Source organism: Neptunomonas sp. CHC150 (assembly GCF_030397555.1).
GTDB classification, from domain to species: domain Bacteria; phylum Pseudomonadota; class Gammaproteobacteria; order Pseudomonadales; family Balneatricaceae; genus Neptunomonas; species Neptunomonas phycophila.
The window spans coordinates 472,880-490,520 of record NZ_JAPNXU010000006.1 but is presented as its reverse complement, the minus strand read 5'-3'; the positions used below and the strand labels follow the sequence as shown (position 1 = coordinate 490,520).

At 45.3% G+C, this 17,641-nt stretch carries 15 protein-coding genes and 1 riboswitch; of the genes, 2 read left to right on the top strand and 13 right to left on the bottom strand.

Going from position 1 to position 17,641, the window contains the following annotated elements:
- From cobD to OW491_RS08300, 6 genes are read right to left on the bottom strand one after another with little or no spacing between them, the layout of a single operon-like run.
- On the bottom strand, nt 1–1,017 hold the full coding sequence (gene cobD, locus OW491_RS08325) for a threonine-phosphate decarboxylase CobD (protein ID WP_290035529.1): 1,017 nt from the start codon (nt 1,015–1,017) through the stop codon (nt 1–3).
- Nucleotides 1,011–1,994, bottom strand: coding sequence for an adenosylcobinamide-phosphate synthase CbiB (gene cbiB / locus OW491_RS08320; protein ID WP_290035528.1), 984 nt, complete (start codon nt 1,992–1,994; stop codon nt 1,011–1,013). Before cbiB ends, cobD begins: the two co-directional genes overlap by 7 nt.
- A complete protein-coding gene (locus OW491_RS08315; RefSeq protein ID WP_215151769.1) occupies nt 1,991–3,289 on the bottom strand; it encodes a cobyrinate a,c-diamide synthase in 1,299 nt (432 codons plus the stop codon). Before OW491_RS08315 ends, cbiB begins: the two co-directional genes overlap by 4 nt.
- On the bottom strand, nt 3,289–3,921 hold the full coding sequence (gene cobO / locus OW491_RS08310) for a cob(I)yrinic acid a,c-diamide adenosyltransferase (RefSeq protein WP_290035525.1): 633 nt from the start codon (nt 3,919–3,921) through the stop codon (nt 3,289–3,291). Before cobO ends, OW491_RS08315 begins: the two co-directional genes overlap by 1 nt.
- Complete coding sequence (locus OW491_RS08305) at nt 3,914–4,516, bottom strand: hypothetical protein (RefSeq protein WP_178968764.1); 603 nt, start codon at nt 4,514–4,516, stop codon at nt 3,914–3,916. The genes cobO and OW491_RS08305 overlap by 8 nt, the downstream gene beginning before the upstream one ends.
- Nucleotides 4,517–4,533: 17 nt before the next feature.
- Complete coding sequence (locus OW491_RS08300; protein WP_290035522.1) at nt 4,534–6,348, bottom strand: TonB-dependent receptor; 1,815 nt, start codon at nt 6,346–6,348, stop codon at nt 4,534–4,536.
- Between the two features lie 148 nt (nt 6,349–6,496).
- A riboswitch (cobalamin riboswitch) is annotated at nt 6,497–6,717 on the bottom strand.
- Between the two features lie 156 nt (nt 6,718–6,873).
- Between OW491_RS08300 and OW491_RS08295 the strand changes: the two genes are divergently transcribed.
- The gene (locus tag OW491_RS08295) at nt 6,874–8,280 is read left to right on the top strand and encodes a sigma 54-interacting transcriptional regulator (protein WP_290035520.1); all 1,407 of its coding nucleotides are present in this window, start codon (nt 6,874–6,876) and stop codon (nt 8,278–8,280) included.
- On the opposite strand, the gene OW491_RS08290 is transcribed toward OW491_RS08295, so the two are convergent.
- From OW491_RS08290 to OW491_RS08260, 7 genes are all read right to left on the bottom strand, one after another.
- On the bottom strand, nt 8,277–9,899 hold the full coding sequence (locus tag OW491_RS08290; protein ID WP_178968767.1) for a hypothetical protein: 1,623 nt from the start codon (nt 9,897–9,899) through the stop codon (nt 8,277–8,279). The genes OW491_RS08295 and OW491_RS08290 overlap by 4 nt on opposite strands.
- A 16-nt stretch (nt 9,900–9,915) precedes the next feature.
- Nucleotides 9,916–11,187 (bottom strand): hypothetical protein, encoded by a 1,272-nt coding sequence (locus OW491_RS08285; protein ID WP_290035518.1) that lies wholly within the window; start codon nt 11,185–11,187, stop codon nt 9,916–9,918.
- On the bottom strand, nt 11,184–11,753 hold the full coding sequence (locus OW491_RS08280) for a hypothetical protein (protein WP_178968769.1): 570 nt from the start codon (nt 11,751–11,753) through the stop codon (nt 11,184–11,186). Before OW491_RS08280 ends, OW491_RS08285 begins: the two co-directional genes overlap by 4 nt.
- A 4-nt stretch (nt 11,754–11,757) precedes the next feature.
- Nucleotides 11,758–11,979, bottom strand: coding sequence for a hypothetical protein (locus OW491_RS08275; protein WP_290035516.1), 222 nt, complete (start codon nt 11,977–11,979; stop codon nt 11,758–11,760).
- Between the two features lie 24 nt (nt 11,980–12,003).
- Nucleotides 12,004–12,645 (bottom strand): hypothetical protein, encoded by a 642-nt coding sequence (locus OW491_RS08270; RefSeq protein WP_075172241.1) that lies wholly within the window; start codon nt 12,643–12,645, stop codon nt 12,004–12,006.
- A gap of 210 nt (nt 12,646–12,855) precedes the next feature.
- Entirely contained in the window at nt 12,856–13,716 is an 861-nt protein-coding gene (locus OW491_RS08265) for a DMT family transporter (RefSeq protein WP_290035515.1), read from the bottom strand.
- 104 nt (nt 13,717–13,820) lie between these two features.
- A complete protein-coding gene (locus OW491_RS08260; RefSeq protein ID WP_290035514.1) occupies nt 13,821–16,736 on the bottom strand; it encodes an insulinase family protein in 2,916 nt (971 codons plus the stop codon).
- 320 nt (nt 16,737–17,056) lie between these two features.
- On the opposite strand from OW491_RS08260, the gene OW491_RS08255 reads away from it, so the two are divergent.
- Nucleotides 17,057–17,512, top strand: a complete 456-nt coding sequence (locus tag OW491_RS08255) for a phasin family protein (RefSeq protein WP_075172244.1) — start codon at nt 17,057–17,059, stop codon at nt 17,510–17,512.
- Nucleotides 17,513–17,641 lie beyond the last annotated feature (129 nt).

The window sequence follows — 17,641 nt, the reverse complement described above, 5'->3', positions numbered from 1 at the left end:
CTATATTCTGGCAGTCATGTCATGCAAAGCGGCTTCAAGGCGATGCGCTGCTGCTTGGTTGGGCGGCAGACCAATCCTGATCGCCGGGATGTGTTCAAATAATCGAATCAAAATACCTTGCTGGGCTAACAAACGATAAATCTGTTCAGCTGAAGCGGTAGGTACGTAGCAAAAAAGCGGCGTTCTTGCGTGTGGTAAATGCATGCGTTCCAGTAGATCTGATAACAGAATGCTTTGGGAATTTAAGTGCGCGCGCATTTCTTGCTGCCATAGCTCGTCAGACAAACATGACTGCCCTGCCCAAAGCGCCGGTCCTGACACTGCCCACAAACCACGCTCACCTTGTAAGCGGTTCAGATACGATGGATTTGCCACCACAAACCCCAAACGTATACCCGCCAAACCAAAGAACTTTCCGATAGACCTTAAAACAATTAGCCCCTCTGGCATCTCAGGCTGTATACACGTTAATGAGGCATGGTGCGGCTCTGCATCCATGAATGCCTCATCAACAATCACTATGCCTGAGCGCTGCTGTAGTGTTTGGCGCCAGCGCTCTATCCGGTCACGAACAATCATTTCTGTCGTTGGATTATTAGGCCGAACGACCACAATTAGATCCCAAACATCGAGTTTAGATTCCAACTCATCAAGGCTCACAGGCCAAACATCATGCCCATACCGGCTCCATTGCTCTGTATGCTCAGCATAACTAGGAGATAAAACAGCGACCTTTAAAGCAGATTGAGCGTTTGAAAAAAACCGCGGAATAATTTCAATCGCTTGTTGGCTCCCAGCAACGGGCAAAATATGCTCAGTGTTATAATAGCGTTTAGCAGCAACTAACAAGGAATAGTCATCATAAGGTAAGTTTCGCCAAACCGATGTAGGTACGTCAGGCAGTGGGTATGTGTAAGGGTTAATTCCCGTCGACAAATCTAGCCAGTCGCACAACGCAATATCAAATTCTTGGCTAGCACGCCTGATATCTCCGCCATGGAATACACTATCTAGCATTTCAACAGCCCTAATAACGCAGATGAAAAAGGTATCCCGTTGAGGAGTAAACCTAGCAAATCAACCATCACTATAAAGACAACCCATAACCCCGTTGTTTTTGTTACCAATTGAATAGCACGCTTTATATCCGCCGCATTGGGCGACGCGCCCTCACCTAAAAATGGTTTATCAACCCAATGACCGTGATAACAGGTCGGCCCTCCCAACTGTACGCCTAATGCTCCAGCGCCAGCACTCATGACAGGCCCGCCATTGGGGCTGGCATGGAGATGGGCTTGTTGCATCCAACAACGCCATGCACGAGAAGGCTGCGGAGCAAGTAACATGTAGCTTAATGCGGTTAATCGTGCAGGTATGTAATTGAGTGCATCATCAAGGCGAGCTGCACACCAGCCAAATGTTTGAAAACGATCCGTTTTATACCCCCACATGGCATCGAGCGTATTTACTAATCGATAAACTATAGCGCCAGGGGCTCCGGCTAAGACCGCCCAAAATAAAGCACCAAAAATCGCATCACTACCATTTTCTAAAGCGGATTCGGTTGCCGACACTTCGATGTTCATTGTGGCGGGATCACGGCTGACGACTCTCGAAGTGAGGCGGCGGGCCAACTCTCTGTCACCTGAACTCAGTGCATCTGCGATCGGTAAAATATGCTCTTTAAGACTTTTCTGACCAATCGCACCGTAAACAACAACGGCATTAATAACCAATATGCAAATGTCATTTGATAATGAGGCTTGAGCCCTTAACGAGTCTATTAATAGCCAAATTCCCCATGGAAAGGGCATGACCATTACACACACTGCTACAATTCCGCTGCAACGGTTTAGGCCTGTATTTTCTTGATTATTAAGTCGCTTTTCCAAGCGCGATGCTAAACGCCCAAACCCAACCAAAGGGTGAAAACGTTTAGGCTCACCCAGTAGCGTATCGAGACAAACACCTAACGCAATGGCAACTCCTATCATCGCTTAAATAGAGCAACGCAGGCCGCGGGGGATGACGGAAAATAAAAATGAATGTAACTGGCTAATACATTACCTTGTCTAAAAACAGATTCGGCCGTTCGGCGATAATTAGGGCACTCACCCAAGGCAACAGGCGATAATGCAGTGGTAAAGTTTGAGTGGTGATAAGTATGCCCGCGAAAGAGGCCTTCAGGTAGCAAAACCGATTGCAAAGCTAAACTGACCAAACGCGTCTGCATAACCGCTTCGCCTGGAATAATACCCAACATATCAAACCGCTGACCGGCTTTATTTGTTAAGGAATTAGCTAGGTACAACATGCCACCGCATTCAGCAATGACCGGTTTATTGGTAGACACGAAATAATGAATGGATGCTTTCATTGAGGCGTTATTGCTCAATTGCTCTGCATACAACTCAGGATAACCGCCAGGCAAGTAAAGAGCATCCGCTTCAGGAACAACAGCATCTTCCAAAGGCGAAAAATATACCAGTTGCGCCCCAAGTTGTTTTAACAAACGCATATTGTCAGCGTAAACAAAACAAAAAGCGCTGTCGCGGGCAATCGCTATAACGGTGTCTTTGAGAGGGTAGCTGGTATCTAGGTTATTGCCGTCGGTGTAATGAAAGTGAGTGAGCGGAGGTAAGATAGCTGCCGACGTTTTTGATAAATGATCTGCCGCTTTGGTCAACCGCTCGTCTAAATCACTAACCTCTTGACTCAGATGAAGCCCTAAGTGACGTGATGGCAAACCAATTGACTCATCACGCGGAATCGCACCGTACCAACGTTCGTCATCATTGATCGCCGTTTTAAGTATTTCACCATGACGCTCACTACCAACTCTATTGGCTAACACACCGGCAAAGGGAAGCGATGGTCGATACGTTTGTATGCCATGAGCAAGTGCGGCAAAAGTTTGCGCCATTGCTGATGCATCAATAACCGCTAAAACGGGTATACCAAAACGTTCTGCCAAATCGGCGCTTGATGGGTCACCATCAAATAACCCCATAACTCCTTCAATGAGTATGATGTCAGCTTCCTTAGCGGCCTCCGCTAGTAAAGCTTTGCTTCGCTCCTCACCCACCAGCCATAAATCTAGGTTATAAACGGGGTGTCCACTGGCATGCGCTAATATTGTCGGATCAATAAAGTCTGGGCCTGTTTTAAAGACCCTTACTTCCCTGCCCGCATTTCGGTGCAACCGCGCTAGTGCTGCCGTTACGGTTGTTTTACCTTGGCCAGAAGCTGGAGCACTGATAAACAGTGCATGACACTGAACTACTGCCATCAGAGTTCAACTCCTTTTTGGGCTTTAATACCCGCTTGATAAGCATGTTTAATTACTTGCATCTCTGTCACGGTATCTGCCACATCAATAAGCGCCTGCGGCGCTCCCCTTCCTGTAATCACAACATGTTGATAGCGAGGCCTACTTTGTACAGCCGTAATCACATCATCCAATGCGACATACTTGTACTTTAAAGCAATATTTAACTCATCTAGGACAACTAACGAAATTGCATCATTTTCTAGCAACGCTTTTGCTTGCGCCCAAGCGGCTGAAGCGGCTTCTATATCACGTGTTTTATCTTGTGTTTCCCACGTAAAGCCTTCGCCCATGACGTGGTATTCAACTTCATCAAAGCGGCGAAAGAACGCTTCCTCTCCTGTGCTGTAAGAGCCTTTTATAAACTGTACGACTCCCACCTGCATTCCATGACCCAATGCACGAGCCACCATACCAAAGCCAGAACTACTTTTACCCTTACCGTTTCCAGTCAATACTAGGCAGACGCCTTTATCTTGGTCAGCACGGGCAATGGATTCATCAATAACCGCTTTTTTGCGCTGCATACGGGCTTTATAACGCGCCTCTTTGTCATCAATCGCATCGGCATTATGAGGCTTGTTTTCATTCATGAGAGAATCCAAAACGGCTGCCTAAACGACGTAACTCGAAGCTAATAACATGCACACAAGCTGCCATAGCAATGTAAAATGCTAAGCTTTCCAATCGACGTGGCGTGTAAGCAACCATGCGCTCCACAAACTCAGCCATAGTAGGATTCGCGAACTGTCCAGAAAATAAATAATAGCTGCCACTCGAAATTAATTGCGCCAATACCAGACCACATACCATTGCCATCGTTAGACGCAAGATACCAACCGCATTTAATGTCATTTTTTGTGCAAACCAACGGCCGGCCAACCACAGAGACGCATATGCGGGGATCAAGGCGACGTAAGATGGAGTGATGCAGTCAGCGATTGATGCACCTGAAGCTAATGAAGATAGATCCAGTAACACCGCCGATGCCATGTAAAAGGTGAATGACCAATGCGACCTCAGGTATATCCCCGCAATAAAGAATACAGCCCACGATGCGCTAGGTAGCGCATCTACACTTGCAAAATGCTGCCCACGAGTCACCGCCATCAATACCAGCAACGCAAAGCCAATCATTAATTGAGGCAATGAAATTTTATCGAATGAAAGTCGATCTCTGATAACCATAACAATAGCTCCTGCAGTTATTTAGGCTGATAAGCGACAGTCAATAAGAACTGACGATCTGGCTGGTTGTAGCCTGAAACAGTTTCGTACTCTTTATCAAATACGTTACTCACCTTGGCACGCACACTAAGACTCTTTGATACCGCATAACCAAGACGTAAATCTGTGGTTGCAAAGCCTCCTAGACGCACTGTGTTCGATGCATTATTAAAACGACGATTTTCTGCATGCAAATCAGCACCTAATGAGAATGAACCAAACTGTCGATCCACACTTACGTTTGCGATACGTGATGGACGACGCTGTAAATCATTACCTTTGTTATCGCCAGCCTGGTTTTCAGTGTCGAGGAAAGTCAAATTACCTGTTAGAACCCAATCGGCTAGGGTATAGACGGCTGTAAGCTCAACACCACGAATGCGGGCTTTCTCAGTATTTTCTGGCGAATAAACCCAACCACCTTGGTCCACCCAAGTAATTAAGTTTTTATAGCGAGTCTCGTAGATAGCAGCACTTAACGTAAGGGCATCAAACTCAGCCTGTAAGCCTACCTCTAGATTTTTAGATTTTTCAGGGGATAAATCAGGGTTACCGTAAGAGTAATCGCCAGCGTAGTACAGATCGTTGAAAGAAGGAGCGCTAAAGGCAGTGCCATAACTTACATAGGTACGTAAAGCATCATTCCACTGATACCCCCAAGCAACACTGCCTGTATTATGGTTACCAAAAGACTCATTACGATCATGACGAAGGCTAAACTGGAAATCATTTTGACCCGACATTAACAAATATTGCGCAAAAAGGCCTCGATTAAAGCGTGAGTCTTTATCATAAGCTGTTGTAGTACGCACTTGATCACGCTGAATATCCCCTCCTAACGTTAGAACGTTTTCACCCAATTGGATATTGTTCTGGACAGTCAAGGTGTCACGAGTGGTTTTAAATTGGCTGTCAAACGCACTGCCCGCGTAATCTTTATTATCGTCAGTTGAACGGCCTAAAGTTGCTTGCAGATCCCAATAATCGGTCAATTGCACATCCGCGTTAACACCTACTACGCGCGTAATGATCTCCGTCGTATCGGCGGAATAACCATCATATTGGTTTTCAGAATCCGTTAGTGTGTAAAAAGCGCCTAACTCCACATTCTCAGTCGCCTGAAAACCGGCTCTTAACTCTACGCCATTGGTTTTATAGCCGTCATCATCAGGTGCGGCGCCATTGGACGTAGCATCAAACCCATTGGTTATTTCACGGGATAAATTGGCATTAAACCAAGCGTTATCGTCACCGCCGCTCAGGTTGATCGTTCCTGCACGCGTGCTGTCACTCCCTACAGAAGCCGATAAACCAACGGTTAGCTCTCCCTCACCACGACGTGTGAAGATCTGAATCACACCGCCCGCCGCATCAGAACCGTAGAGCGAAGAACGTGGTCCACGAACAATCTCTATACGCTCGACTTGGGCTAAATTAACTTCTTCAAATGAAAAAGAGCCTAAAGTTGCAGAGCCAACACGAACACCATCAACCAAAACTAATAATTGGTCTGAAGCTGCACCGCGAACAAACACACTAGAGCTTTTACCACGGCCACCGCTATTGGTAACAGATATGCCTGCCTGCTTTACCAATAACTCTTTAATAGTTAGCGCTTGTGATTGTTCAATGTCATCGCGCGTAATAACAGACACAGACGCCAACGCTTGATCAGCAGTTTGTGCATATCGAGAAGCGGTTACTTGCACCGCTTCTAAGGACGTTGTTTCAGCGGAAGCCAGTGTAGAAGAACAGCAAGCAAGGGCTAATAAAGAACGATTAAAGCTTTTCATGTGAAAGGTGTTTTCCTGTGCTCGCCCGCCGCGAGCTTGTCTAATATTCGGGTGAGGCAGACAAAAGGAAATGGGAACAACAGCATAAGTGACGACAGCGGATCTATCGTAACGTTAAATGACTGTCGTAACGATAGCCCTCCGCTATGCCGACGTATGTATTTTAGGCCGGTCTCCGGACTTTTAGGCTGAGGGCTTGCCTCGGTTTTTTACGCCTTCCCATGTCAAAAACACAGTGGCCTTTGTAAAAAACAAACCTAATTACCGTTGCGGGGGCAGTGTAGGCATTGTCACTCAAGCGAGAGACGCACCAACTTCCCGTTTAAAACGCAATAAATCCATTGCGTTACCTAAAACAGAATCAATTTTAGAGACACATACGCTATGGGTCAATTGAAGTTAGTAAAACCGTGATTAAAGTTTTATGCCATATGACTCACTCGTTTTAGCTATACCACTTTTTCAAACAGACGTTTAACGTGGGTGCACATAAAAACACAGGGAATGTTTTATTAAGAGGTCAATATGGAATTTACAATTGGGTGCTTAAGCGACCCTAAAGACTACGCCAACATGGAAACGGCCATTGCCAACTTCACACACGCAGATGACAGCTTTATGGTTACAAAAAACCTATCTTGTCGTCACCCAGGCGTTGTCATAGCCAAAACCAAAGATCAGCTCAAGCACTTCCAAGCAGAGGTATTAAACCTAACCACAGCAACACCTTTCGTACCACGCTTTTTGGCCATAAAACCAGAATTGTTGGCTTCGATCACTCAAGAGCACCTAACAACCTTTAGCGATATTTTACCTTGCGACTCGTTCAAGGAACTATGCCAGAAAATAGTTTGCCGCTTGCAACGCACATACGCCGTTAAGCAATGCATTAACCAATCGAAATACAGCTACTTTGTCCATGGTATTAGCGACGCTTGGCAAAAAACATTATTTGAGCTAACTGAAGCCGCACTGTTCTCATCCAGCCCTATACTCATTACCGGGGCTAACGGTACGGGTAAAGAATTGGCCGCTCAATGGATCAACGACGTATCGCTTCAGGCTCCGCCGCCGTCTTCATCAAGCACTTCTACCTCAGCCAAAACACTCACAACAGTAGATTGCACCGGTTTATCGAAAGAACTAATGGGTTCCGAACTCTTTGGCCATGCAAAAGGGGCGTTCACTGGGGCACATTATAACCGTGAAGGAGCCTTAGATCTTGCTAACAATGGCACCCTATTTTTAGATGAAATTGGTGAAATGGATATCCCTTTGCAAGCCGGATTATTGAGGGTCCTGCAAGAAGGCACCTACAAACCAGTGGGCAGCAACACGTGGAAACGATCTAACTTTCGTTTAATTTCAGCAACGAACAGGAACCTATTTGAACAACAAAAAACCGGTCAATTTCGACAAGACTTATACTACCGACTGTCTGGCTGGGAATGTAAGTTACCTTCTCTTCAAGAGAGGCTAGCAGACATCGTACCCTTGGCTCGTCTTTTTATAGAAAATGCTACAAAGAAAAAAATCACTTTAGATAGCTGTGTAGAGTCATTCTTATTAACCCGAGAGTACCCAGGGAACATTCGGGAGTTAAAACACCTGTGCGAGCGTATCGCCAATCGCTTTGTAGGAGGTGAACGCATCACCTTAGCTGATATCCCCTGCTCGGATCTAAAAGACTTCTTTAACCCAGAACACAACCAATTAATGCAACTTGATAACCTAGTCGAAATGGCTGTTTTTTCAGGGATCAATTTAAAAGCACTACAGCAGCGGGTCAACGATACGGCGAAGGCCGTGGCTATAAAGCATTATGACGGCAATTTAAAAGCCGCCGCCAAAATACTCGGTGTGCATGAGCGTACCTTACAATTACATAAGGCACGCTCAAAGTCTGATATGGCGAGTAATAATGCATGCTAAGCCGATTGCTTATAAATCGCGGCAGACGGGTTATCGCTCATACGTGGATCGTTATCCAGTATATCAATGCCTGTTACCGCTCTGTACGAATGCATATACCCTTGAATCGACTCTCGCCAATAGGTCGCCCAGCTACCCGCCACACTGCTTTGCTTCACTTGGCTCCAATTGATATTACGGATTGAAACCATCAATTGCTCACCAAAATTCGCCAGGTTAACAAAATGCTGCATACTATGGTTTGGCCAACCTTGTATACGCTTCATGTGCTCTACTCTGTCCATCCAGCCCTCTGATTGAGGCACCATCAAGCGACCATTTAAAAACTCTCTCATTTCAGGACGCGCCATAATCCATTGCATCATCAGCATTTCTTTTCGTGCAACCGTAGGCAAATCGCCAAATTGATTATGCGCGCCTTCTGCTAACTTAATATGCACGTCATAAATAGCATTCATGACTGGGAATGGATCAGCACGCACGGTGACATCATCGGTTTGTCGGTGGAACTCTGACGCTATGTGTAGCAACTTATGAAACTCACCCAGAAAACCAACTCGACTATCTGCGGGCCGAAGCTTAGGTACAGCGGTCCCTTGTAGCTGGATGCCATAGTGGTGATCGTATTCATAAGCACGCCTTACCAAACTGAGACGCTTACCTTCATTTTGAATAAAGCCCCAAATAAGGTTATTGAGCGGGCGCAATGGGTCTATCTCCAAATGCGCTAATGGGTCTGGCCCTTGTTTTACACTGCTTCTATTTTGAAAGCGTAATGCAATTCGATTAAAGGCCTGCATAAGAAGGCTTTCTTCGATCCAGTAAGACCAAATTAACTCAATAGGACAAAATGCCAGTGGCTTGAGATGCTGACGGCCTAATTGCAACCGAGAGCCTGAGCATTCATCTTGCCGCGACTCAACCTGCCAATCCGGTAATTTACTATCAACAATATGTTGTAAATAATCGCCATGTTTTGGCGCTTCATGATCGAATATTCGCTCGTACATGAACTTTTCGGTAATGCTATCTAATAACTCATAAGAATTTACACCGTAGTTATTAAACAACTGGCTGTGTTCATCTATCGTCGTTTGATGTGCGCCATTAATAGCACAGCTTGAATTGGCAAGTTCCTTATCGACATAAGCTAAAAAGTTAGCAAAACCAATATTAACGGTGACGTTTTGAATACTAGCCCACATAGCTTCATGCTCATCCGTCATAAAATCATGCGAGGTAATGGCAACAGTTGGAATACTCTCCTGTTTATTATAATGGGCCTCTGTGTCAGCCGTGGCTTGTGTATGTTCATCTAATTCATACATAATTACGGGGCTGTTTACATCATCCAGCCCAACTAGCCGCTGTGTAACACGAACAGGTACACCCTCTCGCAAAAAATCAATTTTCAGCTGCCCATCCCCAGCGGCTTGCAATGCATCAAACGCAATCAGAAAGTGTCCTTTCTCATCACTTACATCGGATTGCGGCACTTGCGGTTTAGCCGCGTTAACTATATGAGAAACGACCTGTACCTGGCTAACAGGCTGTCCATTTCTATCTACGATACAGCCTTTACATAAAGGCGCTTTACTACTTTTTCCTGTAGGTGACATAGTTATTTCTCCTTAATTATGCGGCCTTTAACAGCTGCATTTTCTTGCTCGGATTTCCATTTAGCGCCCAATGCTGAAGCAAGCGATGCAATAGTTCGGACTCTTCATGGCTATCAATTTCACCATCCGCTCTTGCTTGGCCTAGCACTGAAAAAACACGCGTAGGGGCTGCCTGAAACATCCCACTTGGGTCTAGCTGCCATCGTTTGTATATCGATCGAGACTGCGACGTTGGCAAGGCAAAAAAACCTTGCTTTAAGTGAGTTTGATGACTGTCAAAGAGGCGACAAAGTAGCCGTATAAAGGCGGGCATTTCTTCAAGTAATGCAGAAAACAGACGAGGCTCTTTAGATCGGCTCATCGGGTATCTTGCAAACCAGCATTGGCGAAGCCTTCTCCATTGCGGATCAGGAAACAAGACCTCACCTATCGCTAAATTCAACATAACCCTAATCCAAGGGATAGGATGTGGATCACGCGAATCCTTGCGATACACAAGCGCATCCGGTAGAGAGATCACCGACATCAAACCCAGACTGGCAGCCACCCCTAAGCGGCTGATCGCCCAAAAGTCAGCTAGAATTTCAGATCGCCACTTAACCCAATGCTTTACCGTTTGGGGGACAAGGTGAGAATGGTCATGTAACGATTGAGCCAGCGATGTTAACAACCCCAACATGACGGCAGACTGATGCCCAACTTCATGATACAGAGAACCAGCTATCCCCGTTCCGACCATTCGCTCACGAGGTATTCTGACCAAACCTACCGGATTTAATGAACCGCCCGGTAATTTTGTATGAGCTCTACGGATAGCAGCCCCGTGACCTCGGTCTAAATAACTCAACAAAATGGGTGCCGGAGTCTCTTTCGGCAGCCCCAGTGCATCTTGAGCAGCTACATCTAAACCCGCTAACCAGCGATCATACTGGTGCTCACTTCGTTGCGTTAATACGTCCGCAAAAATATCAATTTGCTCAAGAACAGCATTAAAATGCAGTCGTAAATTGACAAATTGTTGATTAGCGCGAGCAATAACGCGTTTAGAAGACAAATGACGCACCGAATCCATCTGCTCTAACTCTTGAAGTAAAACGACCAGAGTTTGATTCAGCTCTCTTTTTTGCTTAAGTAGATGCGAGTCGATCACAGATAGCGCTTTTGGGTAAGGCAACGCAGCGCGTGTCATTGGAATGGTGAGGCTTAGCGGCTGCAAACGCTCTAAGCGAGTTTGCAGCGCTAAGACTTCATCCCTAATGAGACGCAGTGTCATCGTAACGGTATTCACCGCCCCACTCCTGATAAGACTACCTGCCCATTTTGACGATACCAGCGCCCTGATTGGCGCTGCCGACCACCCTGGCGACGTATGCGTGATTGTAATAATCGTTGAATTTTTAGAGGTGTATTAATATCGGGTCGTTCGCTGATAGTCCCTAACGTTTGAGTGACAGCATTGACGACTTTAGTAGCAGACTCAAAATCAAGTTCTGCGTCCAACTCATTGAAAAGGCCTGATATTTTGTCTTTCAGAAAATGATATGTCGGCTCAATATCGTCATAGTGATGCGTCACAGTCTTGGCTATCTTTTCGTATTTGGGTTTACCTGTCGCAACGCTAGCAATGGTCCCCACCAAAGGGATTGCCTTCTTAGCAACCGCATCAATACTTTTCTTTTGCTTATCAGTAATGGAACGCCCTAGCTTTTTCGCACCCCACTGAATCAGACTGCCCAATGCGTAATCTAACTCCCCTTCTTCAGCAGCCTTCACTAACATGGCCGCCGCCTTTTTGCTTTGACTAGGCGTCAAATAATAATGTGAATCCTCGGTCACTCGGTTTAGTGTATGCATCGCTCTATTCCTTGTTTTTTACTGGGCCGTCATGCATGCAACAAGCTGCATCAATCAAAATTATTTGATTGTCACGCCTTACCCATCGCCCACTTCTGGGTTGCTGCTTCGCATTCACCGGCTTAGGTACAGACTTCCTTTTTGTGTCAGCTATGCTGTGCTGACTGGACTCCATTGGGCCTTCTTCGTTAATCAGCGGTGCTGACGACAGGTCGACATCGTGCATGGTTCACCTCATCTAATAAGTAGATTACAAGCCTTGAATCACAATATTCCCGCCACGGCGATACCAGCGTCCTTTGGTCGCAATAGCTCGATTGGAACGAGTTCGGTTTGATAACCCACGAGAAGCTTGCTGTGAGGCAGGGAGTTTTTTGAACGCTTGCTTTACAGCCACTTGAGCCGCTTGTTTAGGCGGTAGCTGCGTTTGCAAAGCAGGAAGTTTGTTAGCAGCGGACTTAGCGAGTTTTACGACCTGACGCGCAGTTTCAAGATCCATTTCTTGATCCTGGAACTCCATCTCTAGATTAGAAGCGACGGCACTGGCTAACTGCCCACCAATAGCGCCTCCTATGCCTGGAGCTATCGCATTACCTAGCATGGCACCAGCCGTTGGCAATGCACTTTTTGCAACACCTTTCAACGTACCTAATAGGGCTTTACCAGCACGAGACTTCACAAACCCCTTCGCTGACTTAATGAGCTTAGAGAAAAAATAATCGAGTTCGGCTTCATCGCTGATTTCTAACAATTCAGCCGCCAACTCCATTTCATTGTCTAACTCATCCTCCATAAATCCATCAAATTCGTCATCCAGCTCATCGTCAAACTCATCGTCCATTTCGCTATCGTGATAGCCTGACATTTCGTAATCCATTTCTTCATCAAACATGACGTTGTCTCCATTTAGAATGTTGTTAACTGTGGTGAGTAACAAGCAAGCTATCGCGAAGAACATGCCAATTAAGAAAAATTACTTTTAAATCAGATAATTGGATAAAAAAAGAAAAAGATTCAGTTTTTATGGGGCAGGATTAGCGAAATCCGTTTCGCTAACTATGATAGATTTTTCGCTTAAAGCGAAAACCGTATCGGAGCAGAGTTACAAGGTTTTTGCTCTACTTTGCATAGCAACAAAACCAGCAATCACAATTAAAATAACACCAAGCCACGTATGTATTGCCACTGATTCATCCCATATCCACCACCCAAATAAAGTCGCAAACAGAATAGATCCATAAGTGAAGGGCCCTAGTTGTCCGGCCGGCGCATAAGCATAGCCTTTACTCAGCATTAGTTGCGCAGCTGTTGATGTCATAGCTAACACTAATAACCAGATAAATTGATGCCAGTTGGGCATAACCCAAACAATTGCCGCCGGGACAGCCGCAAGCATGGTGCTAAATAGCGCAAAGTAAAAAACGATACGCTGAGGGCTTTCAGACAGCACCATACGCCTAACGGTAACTTTTGCTAACGCTCCCAACATTGCACCTAACACGGCGACTAAGACAGCAAGATTAAAATCACTGCCATGAGGGTTAAGCACAATATAAACGCCGACAAAACCAATCAAAATGGCATAAATAGCGTAGCGACTAATGCGCTCGTTAAGCCACCAAAATGCGAAAAAAGGTACAAAAAAAGGCGAGGTTTGCTTTAGCAAGGCGGCTTGCGCTAAGGGTAGATGCCCCCATGCGTAATACAAACAGCTCATGGCTGAGACCCCAACAGCGGCACGCATAAAATGATAACGTAGTAATTGGGTTCTTATAGCCTGATTACCGTGCTTTAAAAACCAGGGTATCAGCAGAACCAATCCAAACGCATTACGGAAGAAGACTATAACTTCTGTGGGCAGATCACCACTGATCTGCTTAATAACCATGCCCGATAATACAAGAAAGAGTTCAGACCCTAGTATAAGCAAGGCTCCCGTTAGTAATCTTTTATCGAGCATCATATCCGGCCATAAAAAAGCACTCTAGATGAGTGCTTTAAAATACAATCTAAGGGTGTATCAGGGCGCTTTTGGCAAACCCCGATAGCCCCCAAACGGCAATTGATTTAAATAGCGATTATTTCGAATTGATCCGAAAACGGCTTCGCTTTTTCAGCGCTAGTCACAGCCGTCAAGCTCGCATGATCACCCGTTAGGTAAGTGCTAGCCACACGCTTGAGATCATCAATAGTCACTTGCAAAATGCGTTGGCGAAATGCTTTTCTATGCTCAGCATCGCGCCCAAACAAATTACTGTGATAATCGCCTTTGGCTTCTCCGGCTGGAGAGCCTGGTTTATCAATCGAACTCACTACGCCCAATATTGCTTCTTCTAAGCGGCTGTAATCGTGATCAGTGCTAAGCAACCAGTCGATTGACTTATCGAAGTCTTCGAATGTTTCCATTAAGCGTGGGTCTCGGTAAGAGAAAAAGCGGAAAACAGCATCACCACTATCCTGTCCAGCACCGGAACCGTATGCCCCACCCTTCTCACGAATAGCACGGTGCAAATAACCATTGCGCAAAAAATCACCTAACACAGTCAATGCAGCCGAGTCTTCATGATCAACAGCTACAGTAGGATACGCTTTAGCACAGAAGCTCACTTGTGTACTGGTCGTCCAAAGCTGCTTCACGGGTTCTCGTGTTGTTGGTAGTGATAGCAAATCAGCTGTTGGAGACGTTGCCGTGCTCCAGCAATCATTCAAAGTAGCCACTAGGTCGTCTTTTAACTCAGGCTCAGCGACCAATAAGAAACGGCGAGGTGATGATTTAATTTTTTCATGCAATGCATGAAGCGCATCGCTCAAGAGCTGCAGTTGATTAGCGTCTTCTATTTCTTTATCAAGCTTTTTAATGGCCTTAATGCTGGCTAGACCACGTGTCTTCTGCGTAACAGCCGCTACCGGACTAAACTTAGCGGTAGCTGCCAAAATAGCCAGGCTATGCCCTTGCCCTGTGATACCTTGCTCTTTACGGCTGCGTTGCTGTGCAACTAACTCTTGGATGCGAGTTTTTTCATCAAAACGGGCATGGTTGAGTGTTTCTTCGAGCAGTTGAGTTAATGCGGCTTGGTTCTTGACCAATGCTTTGCCAGATAGAACAAAATACGCTTTAACGTCCTGCTCGCTATCAGTGGCGCCTCGCATCGTGGTGTAGGCACTAATTCCGCCCGTTAATGCAGCATGATGCTGTTGGTTTTCTTGATAAGAACGCTCTTTACAACCGAGCTCTGTCATACCAATACAGAATAAAGGCAGCAGTTCTATCTCCTGATCAGTCAACGCAGGCAAGTCAATGACAATTTGTTGGTAGACTAATCCGTTTGTGCCCTGCCCGTACCAATTAACAGGCTGCTCCCCAACCGATAGCTGCTCACTTTCTGGAACATAAATCGAACTTGGCACATCTTCAAGCGTTACTTTTGGCAAAATCGATTCGTCATCTTCTTGCAACTGTCGCGCTTCTAAAGCGGCCGCTTGATCAATAATGGCTTGTTTTTGCTCTTCGTCCAAAGATGCTTTAATCGCCGCTAAACGAGCACTCTCATCAGCATCTTTTAACGCAGTCATGCCATTATCTGGGCGTAACGTCACTCGAACACGGTGCATGTTTTCGAGTAATAACGTACGAATCATATCAGGAATAAAGTTAGTATCCTTAATATCCTCACGTAGCTCGTCAATAACTGGGTCTAAGTTCAGTAAGGCTATAGGATCACCTCTATGAACGGCCGGCGACATTGCCGCCATAATGAGGTTTAATCCATAGGGATAGCCGTCACCACTGAGTTCACGCTGGTTTAATTCCAATTGGTGTAACTGTGCTTCAACAACAGATTGCTCAACACCTTCGTCAGCCACTTTTTGTAAAGTATCTAACACTAATTGCTCAAACGCGGCCGCATGCTCTGGATCACTCCCCTGCAAACCACACATAAATGACATTTGTCGATTTGAGTCTTCTAATCCGCACAACGGCGATGGTGAGCTACCTAACTCAGTACTTTCTAACGCAAGACGCAGAGGACTAGAGCTATTATCAAGTAAAACACGAGACAGTAAGTGTGCTTTGAGCTGCGCCTTAAGGTCTATGGAAGGCCCTAGCAACCATGCAAGCATATGATGCGTTTGTTCTTCGGTGTTTTCATCATCCAAAGCGTAGGCTTCTTCGACGCGAACAGGCGAGAAATAGCGCTTTTCATCTGGAACGGAAATATCAACATCTAGCTTTTCAAAACGGCTTAACGCTTGCTCTTCAAAACGTGTTTGCAGCTCTTCAACAGGGATATTACCGAATGTCATGATTACAGCGTTGCTAGGATGATAATGCGTTCGATAAAATTCAAGCAGCTGCTCATAGCTTAAGTCGGTAATCGATTCAGGATCACCACCACTGTTGTAATGGTAAGTCACTGTTGGGAATAAGTGTTTAGTGACTGTTTGCCAAAGGATTGATGTTGCTGAGCTCATAGCCCCTTTCATTTCATTAAAGACAACCCCTTTGAACACTAAATCAGACTCAGCGTTGCCTTGCTCCTTAAACTCAACCCGATGACCTTCTTGAGCAAAATCTAACGGGTCTAAACGAGAGAAAAAGGTAGCATCGAGATAGACATCTAATAAATTTAGAAAGTCTTTTTTGTTTTGACTAGCAAATGGGTACGCCGTCCAGTCTGAACTCGTAAACGCATTCATAAATGTATTAAGAGAACGTCGCGTCATCATAAAGAAAGGATCACGCACGGGATAACGTTCACTACCGCACAATGCCGTGTGTTCTAAAATATGGGCAACCCCTGTTGAATCCATAGGGACTGTGCGAAAAGCAACAAGAAAAACATTTTCGTCTTGTTCTGCGGCAATATGAAAATGGGCCGCCCCTGTGGTTCGATGCTTATATTCGGACATCGTAACATTGAGAGATTCAATCGGTGCCGAACGAATAAATTCAAAACTTGGGTGGCCGGTACTCTGTGACATAAGTGATATACCTTGAAAGCTAACAAAACAGTTACAGCAAATTAATTATCATTTCGATTGTAACGAGTTATACATCAATTGCGTATCAGAATTGTGAGTTTTGTAGTCTGTATAAAGAGACTGTTTCTAGAAATGATCGTATTAACGCCCCAAACTAGTGCGATAAGTCAAACCTTTGTCAGAAAACCACTATCTATCCATTGACTTTCTTATTGTGCGGCGCACAAAATAGTCTTGACAGGCTGACTCCGGCTGTCTAGTATCTGAACAAAATGTTGCAATGCAACAAATTATAAATGCTGCTGACCGAGGATTCAAAAATGTACGAAGATCTTATGAAAGACATGCAGGACAAAATGAAACCTGTAACCGAAATGGCTGAAATCAACAAGACGACAGCTGAAAAGCTAATCTCTCTTCAGTCTGAATACATGACTGAGCTTTTCAATACGGGCATCGCCCAAATGAAAGCGCTTAGCGATATTAAAGAGCCAAAAACTGCCCTTGAAATGCAAATGAAGTTTTTCAAGGATATGGAAGCTAAAATGACGAACACGGCTGAACAAGAAATTGCAGCATTGGCTTCTGCAAAAGAAAAGCTGTCTGAAATCGTTGAGAAAAGCATGTACGAAATGACTGAAGCTCCGATGATGACTGAAGTAAACAAATTCATGCAAACTGCACAGGAGAAGATGGAAGAAGCCACTAAAGCTTTCACACCTGAAGCAGCAAAAAAGCCAGCACCTAAGGCTACTCGCTCAAAAGCTGCGGCTTAATATTTGTTCGAGTCTGACTCCTGTTAGCAAGTTGCCGATGGCTTGCTAACGTGCCTTGTTGTATTGCGGATGTATCGTGACATAAACACGTTGCAATAGAACAAGCTTATTGGGCTGCTATGCAGCCCA